This is a genomic window from Xanthomonas sp. NCPPB 3583 (assembly GCF_041475715.2).
In the GTDB taxonomy this organism is placed as follows: Bacteria; Pseudomonadota; Gammaproteobacteria; order Xanthomonadales; family Xanthomonadaceae; genus Xanthomonas; species Xanthomonas euvesicatoria.
This window is the reverse complement of the sequence record NZ_CM191263.1, coordinates 1-16,994: the sequence shown is the minus strand read 5'-3', so window position 1 is coordinate 16,994 and position 16,994 is coordinate 1. Positions and strand designations below refer to the sequence as shown.

The window sequence follows — 16,994 nt, the reverse complement described above, 5'->3', positions numbered from 1 at the left end:
CGACGCCTGCAGAACGGGCAGGTCTTGCCGGCTCGAGGGCACCGGCGCGTGCAGGCCGGTATCGGCTGCGTTTGCGTGCCGCCGCCGCCAACGCCACCTCGCTCACGCGGGCAGTGATCATCGCAACACCGCATGCGCCCCGTAGAATCCGCGCATGCTCGCACTTGCACAGGGCGCGTGGGAGTGGCTGGCCACCATTCCCCACCTCGAAGCGCTCCTCCTGGCCGCCTATGTGCTGTATCTGCTGTGGATCGCCGGCTGGATCGTGCTGCAGAAGCGCGAACCGGTGGCCACGCTGAGCTGGGTGTTGTCGCTGGCGGCGCTGCCGTACCTGGGGCTGCTGATCTACTACTGGCTGGGCCCGCAAAAGGTCAAACGGCAGCGGCTGCGGCGCGGGCGCTCGCGCTCGGGCATGGAGAGCTACAGCAGCGTCTGCCCGCCGGATGCGGACTGTACCGAGCTGGCCAAGATCGCCCAGTCCACCACCGGGCTGGCGCCCAGCAGCGCCACCGAGGTGCACTGGCTGGTGGATGGCGCTGCCACGTATGCCGCCATCATCGAAGCGATCCGGGGCGCACGCGACCATATCCATCTGGAGTACTACATCTTCCAGCCCGACCACAGCGGTACCGCGATCTGCGCTGCGCTGATGGAACGTGCCCGTGCCGGAGTCAAGGTGCGGCTGCTGATGGATGCGATCGGCTCATCGGCAATGACCCGACGCGCCCTGCGCACGCTGCGCGAGGCCGGGGTGGAAACCGCCTGGTTCCATCCCTCGCAATTGCTCAAGCCATTCAAGCGGCCGTGGTTGAACCTGCGCACCCACCGCAAGGTGATCGTCATCGATGGCCGCGTGGGTTTCACCGGCGGCATCAACGTCACCGACGACGAGAACGAACAGGTGCGCAAGCAGGCGTATCGCGATCTGCACGTGCGCCTGCAAGGCCATGTGGTGCGCAGTCTGCAGCTGGTGTTCCTGGAGGACTGGCTCTATGCCACCGGCCAGGGCCGCGCGGCCTTCCACGGCCAGCAGCTGTGGCCGGACGATGTGCCCACCCGCGCGCAAGGCACGGTGGATGCGCAGGTGCTGGTGTCCGGCCCGGATTCGTCGTGGGAAGCGATCCACCGCCTGATGGTCGCCGCCATCCATGAAGCCAAGCATCGCGTATGGCTGGTCACTCCGTACTTCGTGCCCGGCGAAGCGGCGCGCATGGCGCTGACCTCCGCCGCGCTCGGCGGGCTAGACGTGCGCCTGCTGGTGCCGCGGGTCAGCGATTCGCGCCTGGTCACCTACGCGGCACGCTCGTATTTCGACGAGTTGCTGGAAGCCGGTGTCCGCATCTACGAGTACGGCCCGCGCATGCTGCACACCAAGGCGCTGCTGGCCGACGACGATGTCTGCATCGTCGGCAGCGCCAATTTCGACAGCCGCAGCTTCCGGCTGAATTTCGAGTTGTCGATGCTGTTCCGCGACCAGGCCGTGGCAGCAGAGATGGCCGGGCTGATCGGCACCGATCTGCAGCAGGCGCAGGAAGTGCAATTCGCGCGGCATCGGCCGTTATGGCGCTCGCGCCTGCCGGAGGCCTTCGCCCGGCTGTTGTCGCCGCTGCTCTGACCAACGGTGCGGCGCCCACGTGGAACCGCGCCGGGCGCGGCGCTACACTGCCGCCACTCAACGGGGGAGCGCGTCATGCACTGGCTGTTTCTGCTTATGGCACTGGGTGCGCTGGTGCTGGCTTTCAGCACGCCGCACGTGTGGTTGCTGGTGGTCTCGCTGCTGGTGGCGTTGGTGCTGCTGCTGTTGTGGACGCGCGGTTGGTTCGCCTCGCGCATGGGCGACACCCAACGCGATACCAGCAGCATGATCGACCCGGCCGAGCTGCGCCGCCTGCGCGAGCTGGCAGAAGCACGCAAGTCGGCCGCCCTGGCCGCCGCACGCGACAGCGAGCCGCAGGCCTGATCACCGCATGACCACCCAGCTCAGCGTCAACGTCAACAAGATTGCAGTCCTGCGCAACTCGCGCGGGGGCGCCGACCCGGACGTGGTGCAGGCCGCACGCGCCTGCATTGCCGCCGGCGCGCACGGCATCACCGTGCATCCGCGCCCGGACCAGCGGCATATCCGCGCCGACGACGTGTTGGCGCTCAGTGCGCTCGCGCGCGCGCAGGCGGTGGAATTCAATATCGAAGGCAACCCCTTCGCGCCACCGCGCGCAGGCTACCCGGGGTTGCTGGAATTGTGCCGTGCCACGCGCCCGCAGCAGATCACCCTGGTGCCGGACGGCGACGGGCAGCTGACCTCCGATCACGGTTTCGATTTTGCGCAGGACACCGCGCAGCTCGCCGAGCTGATCACCGCGTTCAAGCAGCTGGGCAGCCGGGTCAGCCTGTTCGTCGATGCGGGTAACCCGGACATCGCCCGCGCAGCCGCGCTCGGTGCGGACCGTATCGAGTTGTACACCGGCCCCTATGCGCACGCGCACGCCAGCGGCCAGGCCGATGCCACGTTGGCGCTGTTCGCCGATGCCGCGCAGCGCGCCAGTGCCGCAGGCCTGGGCATCAATGCCGGGCACGATTTGTCGCAAGCCAACCTGGGCGATTTTCTCGCCGCTGTGCCGGGGGTGCTGGAAGTATCCATCGGCCACGCCTTGATCAGCGAGGCCTTGTACCAGGGATTGGATGCAAGCGTGCGCGCGTACGTCGACATCCTGCGTGGCAGCCACGTTAGCGCTTGAGTCCATGCGCTAACGTCGGCATCGATGATCGATGCCCGGGTTGGCGACAACCACGTTCGCGTGGTGGATGCTACGCAGGAACATCACGACGAGCGCCTGGTTAGCGACGGCCAGCTGCTGCCGGTGAGAAACAACCTCGATTAACTCCCCATACCTGTCGCGTCCGAAGCCGCGATGCGGCGCCTGGGCGACCGCATCGTGCGTTGTTGCATGCACTGCACGTGGCCAAGCGCAATACGCGCTTGCAGAAACACTACTGCACAAAGGCGATGCGCTGCACTTACGCGTTCTTCGCTGCCGCCAGCACGCTGGCCATCACGGCATACTCGGCGTCCACACTGGCGGCGATGCGCAGTTCCGGCTGATGTCCTGCAGTTGCCTGCATCTGCTCGATCAACCTGGACTGGAGTTGCTGCAAGGTCACCGGGTTGGCGTTCCAGAACAGCTGTGCGTCGGCATCCACACGCAAGGCGATTGGTGCAGGCGGCTCCGGCCGTGTGGTCACTTGCGAAATGTGCTGCGGCAGATCCACCGCGATTGTCCGCGTCACCATCGGTGCGGTGACGATGAAGATAATCAACAACACCAACATGACATCCACCAGCGGCGTGACATTGATCTCCGCCAGCGGTCCCCGATCCCCTGTCGTACTGAAAGCCATGACTGCCTCCCGTGCTGTGATCGTGGGTGCTGCACGGCCGAGCACACACCTGCGACCTGCACCGGCAACTCGACGCGGGTACGGGCGCGCTGGCGGCACGGCATCGGCTCGGCAATGGGTGCTTGACGCTGAAGGGTCTACAAGCGCTGCCATTAACGCGCTTGGGTCGAAGCACACATAAAAAAACGCCACCGTTTCCGGTGGCGTTGCAGTCGCGTCATGACTGTTGTGTTGCGGTCTTGCAGATACGTTTACTGCTGCATGAAGCCGATTTTCTTCATCTGCGAGTTCTTCGCAGCGGCCAGCACCTTGGCCATCACCTCGTACTCCGCATCCGGATTTGCATCGATGCGCAGTTCCGGCTGATTGGTCGGATCGGCCTGCACCACTTCTTCCATCTTCTGTTGCAACACATCGACCGGAGTCGGGCTGTTGTTCCAGAACACCTGGTTGCTGGCGTCGATACGCAACTCGATCGGCGGCGGCGGTTCGGTCGTCTGCGGTGGCGGGTTGAGCACCCGCTGCGGCAGATCCACGGCGATCGGGTAGGTCATGATCGGCGCGGTGACGATGAAGATGATCAGCAGCACCAGCATCACGTCCACGAGGGGCGTGACGTTGATGTCGGCCATCGGCCCACGGCTTCCACCAGTACTAAATGCCATGGCTTACTGCCCCTTCACTTTGGTTGCAACGAAACCGACGTCCAGCATGCCCTGACCCTGCGCGATCTTGGTGATCTCGTTGATCGTACGCATCTTGGTCGTGCGGTCGCCACGCAGGTTGAGCGGCGGCTGCGGGGTCTGCTGTGCGGCTGTGGACAGGCGCGACTCCAGGGCTTCCTTGGAAATCGGCTCGTCGTTCCAGTACAGCGACCCATCTTCCTTGACGGCCAGAGTGATCGGCGCGGCGCGTTTCTCCGCATCTTCCTTCTGGATCAAGTTGGCCTCTGGCAGCTCCACCTTGACCTTATGGGACATCAGCGGTGCCGTAATGATGAAGATGATCAGCAGCACCAGCATGACGTCCACGAGGGGCGTCACGTTGATGTCGGCCATCGGGCCACCGCTGTTTCCACTACTGAAGGCCATAACGGGCTCCGTCTAAATCGTTGCGAAGGCGTTCTTGACGACCGGATTAGCGAACGCGCGAACCGGTGGCGAAGAAGTCGTGCAGGTCGTGGGCAAAGGTGTCGAACTTGGCGATCACCGAGCTGTTGACCTTGGAGAAGAAGTTGAACGCGAACACGGCCGGGATTGCGACGAACAGGCCGATCGCGGTCATGATCAGCGCTTCACCCACCGGACCGGCAACGGCGTCGATGGAGGCCGAACCGGTTGCACCGATCTTGATCAGCGCGCCGTAGATGCCCCACACGGTACCGAGCAGACCGACGAACGGTGCGGTTGCACCGACGGTGGCCAGCAGGGTCATGCCCGACTGCAGCTTGGTGCTTTCGCGGGTCACGGCCTGACGCAGGGCGCGGTCGACGAACTCCGAACGGCTCAGGCTCTCGCCCAGGCCACCGGTGCTGCCTTCGGCACGCTGGTGGTGCGCAGCAGCCTGGGCGGCGTCCAGCGCGATCTTCGAGAACGGCTCGGAAGCCGGCTGTTCTTCCATGGCGCGGATGGCGTCCTGTGCATTCGGGGCATCCCAGAACGCGGTGGTGACGCGGTCAGCCGCGCTCTTCAAGCGGGTGGCACGGAAGATGTTGATGACAGTCCAGTACCAGGAGGCAGCGGACATGGCGATCAGGGTGATCAACACGACCCAGGACACGGCGAAGTCGCCGGGGCTGGAGGTCATTTCGGTGATCAAGTGCTCGAAGCCCATCTGCGACAGAGCGGCCGACGGATTGGAGCCCCCTGCAGCGGCGGCGATAAAGAATTCCTGCAGCATGACGCTTACCTTTGTTGTGTGTGGTGATGAAGGGTGGAGCGAAAGGAAGACAGGATCCTGGGCCGACCGTGGCCGGCCCGTGGGATCAGTTCAGAGCAAAGTTGACCGGGACGCGGACACGTCCGGCGGCTTTCTGCCCGTTGACGGTGGAGGCGTTGAACTTCCACTTGCGTGCTGCGTCCATCGCGGCACGGTCAAGGTCGCGGTTGCGGCTGGACTTTTCGACCGACACGTTGGTCACGTTGCCGCTAGCATCCACATCCACGATCAGGATGACCTCACCTTGGACACCGGCACGGAATGCAGCCGGCGGGTACTTCGGCGGGTTCATGTTCTTGGACGAGATATCGACGCTGGCGCCAATGTCACTCGGCGGAGCCGGCGGGCTCGGCGGGCTCGGCGGCGTGACGATATCGCTCGGACGCGGTTCGGGAACGTCGACCACCGGAGCTTCCGGCGGCGGCGGAACCGGTGACGGCTTCGGCGGCGACAGATTCTTGACCGGCGGCGGCGGCTTGTCTTCCGGCGGCGGCGGCGGCGGCGGCGGCGGGGGAGGAGGCGGTGCATCCACCAAGGTGACCATGGTGGTGCGCTCCTTCTCTGCCGGAGCCTTCGGCGCCACTGCAGGGATCAGCAACATCATCAGTGCAGTGAGGTGCAAAGCAATTACAAAAGCAATGCCGATAATGCGGGCCCAGCTCAGACCCTGGTTCCCGGCATCGTAGTCATGCCTGTGGATAACGAGTTGTTCCGTCATGCGCCAATGGCTCTTTCAGTGGGGGCCCGGATCACTGTGATGATCCCCAGGTTTTCGGACGGCTTTGACACCGCAGGAACTCCCAAGCTTATACCAATCCCGAGTCCTGTAACCACTAAAAACACAGGGATTTCGGGGGTTTATTTTCTTTTTTTACTTCAGGTTGATGATCTTCTTGGCGTCTTCGGGTTTTTTAACACCCTTGGCGATCGCCTGCTGTGCGGCCTGCTTGGCCTCGGGGATGCGACCTTCCGAATGCAGCACCTTGGCCAGATTCAAATAGGTCTCGCCATCCTTGGAAAGCGGTGCGGCCTTCTGCCAGTTTTCGATCGCCTTCGGGACATCGTCGCTGTAGTAATACGACTGGGCCAGGGCAAGGTATGTCTGATAATCAGGCTTGAGGATGCCTTTTTGCATACCCTCATTGATGACGGCAATGACGTCCTTTTCTTTGTTCTCGGTGTTGGCGTAGATGGAATACAACTGCTTGTATTCCTTTTCTTCGGTCAACTGGCCGGAGGCACGCAGCTTGTCCATCACGCCTGCGGCCTTGTCCATCTGGTCGGCCTGCATGTACATGTTGGCCAGGTTGAGCTGCGCCTTTTTGTCGTTGGGCGTCTTGGCGGCCAGCGCCTCGGCGGCCGCAACGGCCTCACCGGTCTGGCCAGCTTCGGCGTAGGACGCCATCAGCAGCTGGTTCCAGCTGTCCTTGGGCTCGGGCGAGGCAGCGATGGCCTGCTTCAACACCGGAATGGCTTCCTTGTAGCGCTCGGTCTGGTACAGCGCCTGGCCCTTGAGGATCAGGTCTTCCGGACGCTGCGACTTGCTCTCTTCCAGATATTTGTCCAGCGTGGCCAAACCCTCGGCCTGCTGGTCGTCCTGCATCTGCAACTGCGCCAGCATCAGCATCGACTGGAACTGGCCGTTGTTGTCCAGCGCGTTCAGGCCGATGGCCTGCTGCAGGTACTTCTTGGCAGCGGCGGTGTCGTCCAGGTTGTAGGCAGCCTGCGCGGCCAGCTGGGCCGCCAGCGCCTTGTCGGCGTCGTTGGCAGCGCTGTTGGCCAGGATCTCATCGGCCTGGGTGCGCACGCCTTGGTAGTCCTCGCCCTTGTTGAAGGTTTCGATCAGCTTCTGCAGCTTGCTGCTCAACTTGGAGGACGGCTTGATCGTCGGTGCCTGGCGGGTCGACTGCGGGTACAGCTCCTCGGCCTTGCCGCTTTTGGATTTGCGGCTGGCGCGTTCGGAGGAACGGTCCGACTGCGCGACCGCATCGGTGACGACAGCCCCACCCAGCGACGCGGCGATGAACAGGGACAACAGGGCTTGCTTGCGGTTGAGCAGTTTCATGTTTCACCTCGGACGATCCGCCGTCGGGCGGTACGAAAAGCGGAATGGGCGCTGTACGAAAAATCTGAGCCGGCAAACTTAGCAGAAAGTCTCAGTTCCCGAAAACGGTTTCCATGTTGTGTTGCGGCAATCAGAAGCAGGGAACCGATGTCTTAGCGTCGCTAACAGACCTTGACCGGTGTAGCGGCGCGTACGCCACCAGGGGAGGCAAGCAAGCGTCGCATCGAATCGGTGTTCGTCCAGGTTGACGGCGGCCGCACGGATGTCGTTAGCAGCACTAGCCACAACGCGGCACGCGCCCGCTCTGCCTGGCCTGCTGGTACACCGGTTCGAGCTGGGCAACGTCGGCCTGCAGTTCGCGGATGCGGTTGGCAGGGTCGGGGTGGGTCGACAGCCACTGCGGTTGGCGATTGCCGCTGGCGGCCATCATGTTCTGCCACAGCGTCACCGCCTGCGCCGGATCGAAGCCGGCCTGGGCCATCAGACGTTGGCCGACCACATCGGCTTCGCTTTCCTGGGTACGCGAGCCGGGCAGCAGGAACACTGTCTGGGCAGTCATACCGCCGACCTGATTGACTGCGCTGGCCGCCCCGTCGCCATAGGCAGCGCCGGCGAGTGCGCCGATGATGCCCAGGCCCGTCTGCGCGCCGAGCTGACGGGTGATGCGCTCTTCGTGATGGCGCGAAATGACATGGCCGATCTCATGCCCGAGCACGGCGGCGAGTTGATCCTGGGTCTTGGCGACAGTGAAAATGCCCGTGTTGACACCGACCTTGCCGCCGGGCAGGGCGAAGGCATTGGCTTCGTTGTCCACGAACAGCGCGGTTTCCCACTTGGTTTCGCGCCATTGCGGCGGCAGTTGTGCCACCAGCGCATTGACCACGCACTGCACGTAGGCGTTCTGCTTGCCATCGGTGCTGACTTTTTCCTTGGCCTTGGTCTGCGCAAAGGATTGCGCGCCCAACTGGTCCAATTGCTGTTGCGATACCCCGCCCACCACCTGTCGGCGGCCGGTTGGCGAAGTTGTGGTGGCACACGCCGTCAGTGCAAGCACGGCAACAACGATCAACAGCCTAGCTTTCATTCGATCCCCCTAGAACCATGGGGGCATTCTGGCAGGCTCGTCTTAACTTTTCGTCAAACGGTTCCGTGCGGCCGATGACGCGTGCCCAGCCGGGGCGATCGGCTGTCCAAAGCGTGCGGATCCATTCGGTGCCCGGGCGCCGCGCCGCTGCGGCTGGGTTCTCGCATCTGACCGCTTGTGGACTCAGCCAAGCCCGAAAAAGTACAGCGCTGCCAGGGCCGTGGCGTTGTTGATGCCATGCGCGGCAACTGGCGCCCATAACGTACCGGTGCGCCAGTACAGCCATGCGAACGCCGCGCCCATGCTGCCGTACACCAGCCACAGCTGCGCGATCGCGGCCGGGCCGTTGCCGCTGATGCCGGGTACTTCGTGCACCAGCGCGAAAATCGCCCCGCTCAGCACGATGCCCAGCCACGGGTGGCCGGCAGCGAGCAGGCGCCCGAACAGCACGCGACGAAACAGCAGTTCTTCGTAAGCCGGCGCGATGACCACCGCAAACAGCGTCAGTGCCAGCGGCCACTGCTGGAGCGCGTCTTCCATCAACGGCAGGTTGGTGGGCACCGGCTTGATGCCCAACGCCGAAGCCGCCACGCTGACCAGGTTGCTGAGCAGGAACACTGCGGCGGCGACCAGCGCGGTCCAGCCCCAGGTGGAGGCGCGACGCGCGGCAGTCCGCGAGGCGGTCTGTTCGGCAGCGGTGGCGCGGCGGCGCCAGTAGTACAACAGCAGCGCCGGCGTGGCCGTGCTGACCAAGGCGGTGAGCAGCTGCACCATCACGCCGGGTTGGCCAATGGCGGCCATGACCTCGGTGGGCGAGGGAGTCAGTCCCTGCACCTTGGCCGCCTGTACGTGGCCAAAGCCACGCACCGCGCCCCACAACGCAAAGCCGGCCACGCTGAGGGTCAACAGCAGGCCGGCGGCGATGAGCACGTCGACCCAGAAACCCACGAGCACGGGCAGCAGCGGCGGCTTGCCGGCAACCGTGCGTGGTGCCGGGGGCGGTGGAAGATCGGTGCGCATCATCAATCCTGCGAACACCGCACCGGCCACCACGCCGCGGTTGCGACGTGCCGGCCGATGCGGGTGCCTCAGATATCCAGGTTGGACACCTTCAGCGCGTTGTCCTCGATGAAGTCGCGGCGTGGCTCGACCACATCGCCCATCAAGGTGCTGAAGATCTGGTCGGCGGCCACCGCGTCCTCGATGCGCACCTGCAACAGGCGACGCGTATCGGGGTTGACCGTGGTTTCCCACAGCTGCTCGGCATTCATTTCGCCCAGGCCCTTGAAGCGCTGCACCTGGCGGCCCTTCTTGGCCTCGTCCAGCAACCAGGCATGGGCCTGCGCGAAGCTGGTGATCGGGTGGCTCTTGTTGCCGCGCACGATCTGGGCACCTTCGCGCACCAGGTCGTGCAAGGCCAGCGAGACCTCACGCAGCGGACGCAGCTCGCCGCTTTCGAACGCACCCATCGGCAGCACCTGGGTGAACTCTTCGCCCATGTGGCGGCGGATGGCCACCAGGGTGGCAGGCGCGTTCTCGCTGCCGGGGTCGAAGCGCAACTGGTAGCGCGCGGTACCCAGGGTGCCGCGGTTGAGCACTGCCTGCAGTGCATCCAGGGTCGGATGCTGGTCGCCTTCGGCCTGCAGTTTTTCCACATCCAGTGGCGGCAGGTCGATCAGCGCGGTGAGCAGGGCCGGGTCGTAGCGGTGTGCGTTGCGCGCGATCGCTTCGTTGGCGCTGGTGAACAGCATCAACAATTTCTCCAGCGCTTCGCCGGTGATCGGCGGTTCGTCGGTGGCCGGAATCAGCGCCGCACCCTCGACCGCATTGCTGGCCAGGTAGGCGTTGAGCGCCGCGTCGTCCTTCAGATACAGCTCGCTCTTGCCCTGCTTGAGCTTGTACAGCGGCGGCAGGCCGATGTAGATGTAGCCGCGCTCGATCAACTCCGGCATCTGCCGGTAGAAGAAGGTCAGCAGCAGGGTGCGGATGTGCGAGCCGTCCACGTCGGCGTCGGTCATCAGGATGATGCGGTGGTAGCGCAGCTTGTCCGGGTTGTACTCGTCGCGACCGATGCCGGTGCCCAGCGCAGTGATCAGCGTGCCGACCTGGTCGGAGGCCAACATGCGGTCGAAGCGGGCACGTTCGACATTGAGGATCTTGCCGCGCAGCGGCAGCACGGCCTGGTTCTTGCGGTTGCGTCCCTGCTTGGCCGAACCGCCCGCCGAGTCACCCTCGACGATGAACAGTTCCGACAGCGCCGGGTCCTTTTCCTGGCAGTCGGCCAGCTTGCCCGGCAGGCCGGCGATGTCCAGCGCACCCTTGCGGCGGGTCAGGTCGCGCGCCTTGCGGGCGGCTTCGCGCGCGCGCGCGGCATCGACGATCTTGCCGGTGATGGCCTTGGCTTCGTTCGGGTTCTCCTGCAGGAACTCCTGCAGGCGCGCACCAAAGGCGTTCTCCACTGCCGGGCGCACATCCGAGCTGACCAGCTTTTCCTTGGTCTGCGAAGAGAAGCTGGGGTCGGGCACCTTGACCGAAAGCACCGCGATCATGCCTTCGCGCATGTCGTCGCCGGTCAGCGCGACCTTGGCCTGCTTGGCGATGCCGTTCTGTTCGATGTAGGTGCTGAGCACGCGCGTCAGCGCCGCACGGAAACCGGCCAGGTGGGTGCCGCCGTCCTTCTGCGGAATATTGTTGGTGAAGCAGTACATGGTTTCCTGGTAGGCGTCGGTCCATTGCAGGGCCACGTCCACCATGATGCCGTTGTGCTCGCCGGTCACCGAGATCACATTCGGGTGCAGCGGCGACTTCAACTGCGCCAGATGCTCCACGAAGCTGCGGATGCCGCCTTCGTAATGGAAATCGTCGCGACGGCCTTCGCCGCGCTCGTCGATCAAGGTGATCTTGACGCCGGAATTGAGGAAGGACAGCTCGCGCAGGCGCCGCGCCAGGATGTCGTAATGGAACTCGACGTCGCTGAAGATGGCCACGGACGGCTTGAAGCGCAGCGTGGTGCCGCGCTTGGTCGAGGCTTCCAGCTGCTTGAGCGGGTACTGCGGCTCACCCAGCGCGTACTCCTGCTGGTAGTGGAAGCCGTCGCGCCAGATATCCAGCCACAAGTGCTCGGACAATGCATTGACCACCGAGACGCCCACGCCGTGCAGGCCGCCGGAGACCTTGTAGCTGTTGTCGTCGAACTTGCCGCCGGCGTGCAGCACGGTGAGGATCACCTCGGCCGCCGAGACGCCTTCTTCCTTGTGGATGTCGACCGGCACGCCGCGCCCGTTGTCGGAGACCGCCACCGAGCCATCGGCCAGGATCTTCACCACGATGTCGTCCGCATGCCCGGCCAGGGCTTCGTCGACCGAGTTGTCGACCACCTCGAACACCATGTGATGCAGACCGGTGCCGTCATGGACGTCGCCGATATACATGCCGGGGCGCTTGCGGACGGCCTCCAGGCCACGCAGCACGGTGATCTTGCTGGAGTCGTAGGTGCCGTTGGGTGTTGGCGGGATGTTTTGTTCGTCGGTCATGCGCGTGCCGTTGGCTCCACAACACGGGCGAAGGCGGCGATAGCCGCTCCGCACCGTGGGAAAAGGGGGATAGCGAGCAAATTATACCAGCCGGCACGAGCCGGCCGTTGCGGCTCAGTGGGCCGCTGCCTGTCGCGTAATGTGGCCGTGTTCCACGTGGAACTGCTGCAATAGTGCGCCGGCATCTGCAAGGCCAGGCGGGGTTTCGGTTGCGGTGATGAGCACCTGCGCGGGCGCGGACGCGAGCCGCTGCAGCACACGCCCCTGATGGTGCCGGTCCAGCTCCGAGCCCAGATCATCCAGGGCGATGACCGGCCACTCGCCGCGTTCGTAGGCGAAGTCCTCCGCCTGTGCGAGCAGGCAAGCGAGGGCGGTGAGCTTGGCCTGTCCCCGGGAAAGCGCGTCCCGTCCAGGGAGTGCCTGAAAGCTGGGCACCCAATCTGCGCGGTGCGGGCCTTGCGAGGTGTAGCCGTTCTGGCGATCTCGTTCGCGCGCAAGCAGCAGGGCGTCCGCCAGCGAGACCTCGTGCCGCTTCCAGCCGGGAGCGAACGTCAGCGCAGACAGTCCCAGCGAGGGCGCGATCGCGTCTGCCACGGGAACCAGCCGCTCCTGCAGGCGTTCCAGGTAGCGCGTGCGCCGAGACGTCAGGCTCTCGCCGGATTCGGCGAGTTCGTGGTCCCAGGCGTCCAACATGCGTGGCTGCGCGCCCTGCTTCAGCAACGCATTACGTTGCTTGAGCGCCCGGGCGTAGCGGCGCCACATGGTGAGGAAATCGGGTTCCACGTGGAACAGGCCCCAATCCAGGAAGCGGCGGCGAGGTTCGCCACCGCCACTGATCAGCACGTGGCTGCCGGGCTCGAACGTCACCACTGCCAGCGCAGCGCAAAGCGCGCCAAGCTGCGCCACGTCTTCACCATCCAGACGTCCCGTCCATTCCTGCCCGCTATGACGCAGGCCGGCTCGACGCGTCCGTTCGCCCGCAGCGCCGTTGCCTTCTTTCCATTCCACGAAAACTTCAAGGTCGTTGGCGCCTTGTTGGATCAGGCCGTCACGGACGCGCCCGCGGAAGCTGCGGCCGTAGGCCATCAGATGCAGCGCTTCGAGCACGCTGGTCTTCCCCGCACCGTTGTCGCCGGTCAGCAGATTCAAGGTACTGGAGGGATGAAGCTCGACCGTGTGAAACCGGCGAAGCCGATGAATGGACAACCGCACTACATGCATCGATCGGTGTGCTCTGGGCTGTAATCCGGCATGCCGGTCGGGTCGAAGGATACGGGATCGGCACGAAACGCGCGCAGTCGTGGCCGGCGACAATGGCGGGACAGGCGGGGGATAACATGTGGATAAAAAGGGGGCGGAGGGCGGTGTTTTTGCTTATCCACAGCTTGTAAGCCGTAAAACAGGCCGATAAGCACAGGGTTTCGACCCGATAATTTCCTTTAAGAACAATCACTTGAGGTGTTTTTACGCGAAATCTGCGCCTACCATCACCACAAAGCTCTTAAGTTATTTATAGATTTAAAAGCAAAGCGCGATGTGCATAAGTCAAAAACAGTAGGGAGCTGAACAGCTGAACGCTAGGTCTCGCCGGCAAGGGGCGGTAGCAAATCAGTTGATTCACCTTTAGCTGAATTTGTTCAGTTTGAACGAACGTAGTTTCAAACCCAACGGCGCATGAGAGAGAAGATGTCTTGTTCTCTGCCTGCTTTCGCTGTGTCCCAGACCAGGCCAGCTCGACGGCCAAAGACAGGGCGCATGAATCAGGCTCGGCTCCGGCCACGTTGAGACTTTCGGACCTCGCTGAGTCGCCAGGTGCCAGGCCAGTCCAAAATTTCAGGACCCTGCTGACGTAACGCGAAGAGGCGTGGCGACGGCAACAGGCCGTAAAGGACCCACGTACGCGCCGCGGTGAGTCTTGTCCTGACGTTCGACCAAGTCGGAGCTGGATCCGCGGCCGTCCCATGTGGATTCTGAAACTCGATGTGTACCGCGTCTCAACCCTGGCGCCGATGTCCAGCCAACACAGCAGCGCCGTGGCAAGCGCGTGGAGCGCGTTTGGTCGATCGATCGGATCGAAGGCATAGCTCCCACGCTTACGTCAGCGCTTTATCCCTTCAGATCATGCACAGGCGCCATAGCTCGACCCACGCCCCATTTGGTCGCCACAGACGACTTGGCCGCGATGCTTATCTACACACAACAAGCCCCGAATGGCGCAAACAAAAAGCCCGGCAGATGCCGGGCTTTTGCGTGTTCCACGTGGAACGAAGCGTTAGAGACGCAATGGCATCACCACATGGCGCGACTTCTCGCTGCTGGCCTCACGCACCAATGCAGACGAATTGGCGTCACGCAGCTGGATCACCACGTGCTCGTCGCGCAGTGCCGACAGCGCGTCGAGCAAATAGTTGACGTTGAAGCCGATAGCCAGGTCGTCGACCTTGGTATCGGCCTCGATCTCTTCCTGCGCCTCTTCCTGCTCGGGGTTATGCGCGCTGATCTTCAGCTGACCCGGCGACACTTCCACACGGACGCCGCGGTACTTCTCGTTGGACAGGATGGCGGCACGCTGTAGCGACGCGCGCAGCGCTTCACGATCCACCTTGACCTCACGATCGGCACCAATCGGAATCACTGCCTCGTAGTCCGGGAACCGGCCGTCGATCAGCTTCGACGTAAAGGTCACATCACCGCGCTTGACGCGGATATGGCTACGTCCCACTTCCAGCTCGACCTCGCGATCGGCACCTTCCAGCAAACGCTGCAGCTCGGTCACGCCCTTGCGCGGCACGATGATCTGGCGCTTGGCGCCGCCGGCTTTCTCCAGCTCCATCTCGCACAGCGCCAGACGATGACCGTCGGTAGCCACGCAGCGCAGCAAGCCGTCGCGCAGGTCGAACAACAGGCCATTGAGGTAGTAGCGCACGTCCTGCTGGGCCATGGCGAACGCGGTGCGCTCGATCAGCTCCTTGAGGCCGGCTTCGGGCACCACGACGCGCTCGGTCGCCTCGACCTCGTCCACGGACGGGAAGTCGTTGGACGGCAACGTCGCCAGGGTGAAGCGGCTTCGCCCGGCCTGCACGGTGACCTTGTCGCCGGTCTGCGAAATGGTGACGCGGCTGCCGTCGGGCAGGGCGCGCAGGATGTCGAACAGCTTGCGCGCCGGAATCGTGGTTTCGCCGTCCTGCGCGTCCTCCACCAGCGTGCGCGAGATCATTTCCACTTCCAGGTCGGTGCCGGTCAACGAGACCTGTCCGTCCTTGACCTGGACCAGCAAGTTGGCCAGGACGGGCAGGGTTTGACGGCGTTCGACCACATTGACCACTTGTGCCAATGGTTTGAGGAAGGCTTCGCGCTGCAGTGTAAAACGCATGTGGTTCCGTGCCCCTATGCTTTAAAAGATATGGAATAAATCAAAAGCTTGGTGGTGATGGTAGGGCCGTTTTCAGCGGATAACCACCGTAACTATTTGTTTCCAAAGACATTTCAGCATCTGAAACGCGTTGGACTAGTGCGCCTGAGCTGGTCGGAAAACCTGTGGATAGTTTCCCAGCCGGACTGCGGTGCAACGTTATCCACAGATTCTCCCGCATTTGACCCCAACGTTTCCACGCTTTTTTCCAGCCTGGCGCCGATGGCAGCCGATGGCCTACTCGCTGAGCTTGCGAATCAGCTTTTCCCAGTCCTCGCGGAGCTTGCCGTCGGCCTCCATCAACGTGCGGATCTGCCGGCAGGCATGCAGCACGGTGGTGTGGTCGCGGCCGGCGAACGCGTCGCCGATCTCCGGCAGGCTGTGCTCGGTGAGCTCCTTGGCCAACGCCATCGCCACCTGGCGCGGGCGCGCCAGCGAGCGGGTGCGCCGCTTGGACAGCAGGTCCTTCATCTGCAGGCCGTAGTAATCGGCCACGGTCTTCTGGATATTGGGAATGCCGATCGCCTGTTGCTGGGCGCGCAGCAAATCGCGCAGCGTCTCCTGGGCAAATTCCACCGTGATCGAGCGGCCGGTGAAGTTGGCACGCGCCACCAGGGTGTTGAGCGCGCCTTCCAGGTCGCGCACGTTGGAGCGCATCTTCTTGGCGATCAGGAATGCCACGTCGTCGGGAATCTCGGCGCCGCGCTCGCGTGCCTTGGCCAGCACGATGGCCGCGCGGGTTTCGAAGTCCGGCGGATCGATCGCCACCGACAGGCCCCAGGCCAGGCGCGACTTCAGGCGCGGCTCCAGGCCTTCCACTTCGCGCGGGTAGCGGTCGCAGGTCAGGATGATCTGCTGGCGGCCATCGAACAGCGCGTTGAAGGTGTGGAAGAACTCTTCCTGGGTGCGGTCCTTGCCGGCGAAGAACTGGATGTCGTCGATCAGCAGCGCATCGATCTGCTGGAACTGGCGCTTGAACTGGTCCATCGCCTTGTCCTGCAGCGCCCGGATCATCGCGCTGAAGAACTGTTCCGAACGCAGGTACATCACCTTGGCGGCCGGATTGGCCTGACGCAGCGCATTGCCGGCCGCGAACATCAGGTGGGTCTTGCCCAGACCGGTGCTGCCGTACAGCAGCAACGGGTTGTGCGCGCGGTCGCCGGGCTTCTGCGCCGCCTGGATCGCGGCGGCCAGACCCAGCTGGTTGCTGCGGCCTTCGACGAAGTTGGCGAAGGTGTAATGCGAATCCAGGTTGCCGGCGAACGGCACCATCGGTGCAGCCTGGGGCGCACTTGGCACCGCCGCCGCTGCGGGGGCCGGCTCGGACGCACGTGGACGCGAACCGACCGCCAGCGCGACTTCGCCGTTGCCGGCGAAATACGCCAGCAATTCGCGGATGCGCGGCAGGTACCGTTCGCGAACCTGGTCGACGATGAAGGCGTTCGGGGCGTACAGCACGATGCTGTCGCCGCGATCTTCGGCTTGCAGGGGTTTCAACCAGGTGTGGACATCTTCGGGCGGGAATTCGGCTTCGAGACGTTCCAGACAGCGGGGCCAAGCATCCAT

15 protein-coding genes are annotated in these 16,994 nt (G+C 63.8%); 3 read left to right on the top strand and 12 right to left on the bottom strand.

All coding sequences use genetic code 11. The annotated features are described in order from the left end of the window. Window positions 1-154: 154 nt before the first annotated feature. The 3 genes from cls to ACCQ07_RS00065 all read left to right on the top strand — a co-directional run bounded on the left by cls (window position 155) and on the right by ACCQ07_RS00065 (window position 2,735). On the top strand, window positions 155-1,615 hold the full coding sequence (cls, locus tag ACCQ07_RS00075) for a cardiolipin synthase (RefSeq protein WP_011345777.1): 1,461 nt from the start codon (window positions 155-157) through the stop codon (window positions 1,613-1,615). Between the two features lie 75 nt (window positions 1,616-1,690). Continuing rightward, entirely contained in the window at window positions 1,691-1,960 is a 270-nt protein-coding gene (locus ACCQ07_RS00070; protein WP_008572960.1) for a hypothetical protein, read from the top strand. A gap of 7 nt (window positions 1,961-1,967) precedes the next feature. After that, window positions 1,968-2,735: a pyridoxine 5'-phosphate synthase gene (locus ACCQ07_RS00065; protein WP_031420457.1), complete on the top strand. Its 768-nt coding sequence runs from the start codon at window positions 1,968-1,970 to the stop codon at window positions 2,733-2,735. Window positions 2,736-3,015: 280 nt separating this feature from the next. Here ACCQ07_RS00065 and ACCQ07_RS00060 read toward each other — a convergent pair whose 3' ends face one another. From ACCQ07_RS00060 to dnaA, 12 genes are all read right to left on the bottom strand, one after another. After that, window positions 3,016-3,396 carry an ExbD/TolR family protein gene (locus ACCQ07_RS00060; protein ID WP_029818092.1) on the bottom strand — a complete coding sequence of 127 codons (381 nt, stop codon included), beginning with the start codon at window positions 3,394-3,396 and terminating at the stop codon, window positions 3,016-3,018. A gap of 251 nt (window positions 3,397-3,647) precedes the next feature. Then, complete coding sequence (locus ACCQ07_RS00055) at window positions 3,648-4,061, bottom strand: ExbD/TolR family protein (RefSeq protein WP_005912449.1); 414 nt, start codon at window positions 4,059-4,061, stop codon at window positions 3,648-3,650. A 3-nt stretch (window positions 4,062-4,064) separates the two neighbouring features. Next, window positions 4,065-4,487, bottom strand: a complete 423-nt coding sequence (locus ACCQ07_RS00050) for an ExbD/TolR family protein (RefSeq protein WP_005912447.1) — start codon at window positions 4,485-4,487, stop codon at window positions 4,065-4,067. Window positions 4,488-4,533: 46 nt separating this feature from the next. Further along, entirely contained in the window at window positions 4,534-5,295 is a 762-nt protein-coding gene (gene exbB, locus ACCQ07_RS00045; protein WP_005912445.1) for a TonB-system energizer ExbB, read from the bottom strand. A gap of 85 nt (window positions 5,296-5,380) precedes the next feature. Continuing rightward, the gene (locus tag ACCQ07_RS00040) at window positions 5,381-6,052 is read right to left on the bottom strand and encodes an energy transducer TonB (protein WP_005912443.1); all 672 of its coding nucleotides are present in this window, start codon (window positions 6,050-6,052) and stop codon (window positions 5,381-5,383) included. Window positions 6,053-6,205: 153 nt separating this feature from the next. Then, window positions 6,206-7,399, bottom strand: coding sequence for a tetratricopeptide repeat protein (locus tag ACCQ07_RS00035; RefSeq protein WP_008572970.1), 1,194 nt, complete (start codon window positions 7,397-7,399; stop codon window positions 6,206-6,208). A gap of 277 nt (window positions 7,400-7,676) precedes the next feature. Beyond that, complete coding sequence (locus ACCQ07_RS00030) at window positions 7,677-8,483, bottom strand: M48 family metallopeptidase (RefSeq protein ID WP_071117765.1); 807 nt, start codon at window positions 8,481-8,483, stop codon at window positions 7,677-7,679. Between the two features lie 183 nt (window positions 8,484-8,666). Next, entirely contained in the window at window positions 8,667-9,503 is an 837-nt protein-coding gene (locus tag ACCQ07_RS00025) for a CPBP family intramembrane glutamic endopeptidase (RefSeq protein WP_372363664.1), read from the bottom strand. A 68-nt stretch (window positions 9,504-9,571) separates the two neighbouring features. Next, on the bottom strand, window positions 9,572-12,016 hold the full coding sequence (gene gyrB / locus ACCQ07_RS00020; RefSeq protein WP_008572975.1) for a DNA topoisomerase (ATP-hydrolyzing) subunit B: 2,445 nt from the start codon (window positions 12,014-12,016) through the stop codon (window positions 9,572-9,574). 114 nt (window positions 12,017-12,130) lie between these two features. Beyond that, the gene (gene recF / locus ACCQ07_RS00015; RefSeq protein ID WP_372363662.1) at window positions 12,131-13,237 is read right to left on the bottom strand and encodes a DNA replication/repair protein RecF; all 1,107 of its coding nucleotides are present in this window, start codon (window positions 13,235-13,237) and stop codon (window positions 12,131-12,133) included. Window positions 13,238-14,288: 1,051 nt separating this feature from the next. Further along, window positions 14,289-15,389: a DNA polymerase III subunit beta gene (dnaN, locus tag ACCQ07_RS00010; RefSeq protein WP_005912436.1), complete on the bottom strand. Its 1,101-nt coding sequence runs from the start codon at window positions 15,387-15,389 to the stop codon at window positions 14,289-14,291. Window positions 15,390-15,665: 276 nt separating this feature from the next. Further along, a complete protein-coding gene (gene dnaA / locus ACCQ07_RS00005) occupies window positions 15,666-16,994 on the bottom strand; it encodes a chromosomal replication initiator protein DnaA (RefSeq protein WP_372363661.1) in 1,329 nt (442 codons plus the stop codon).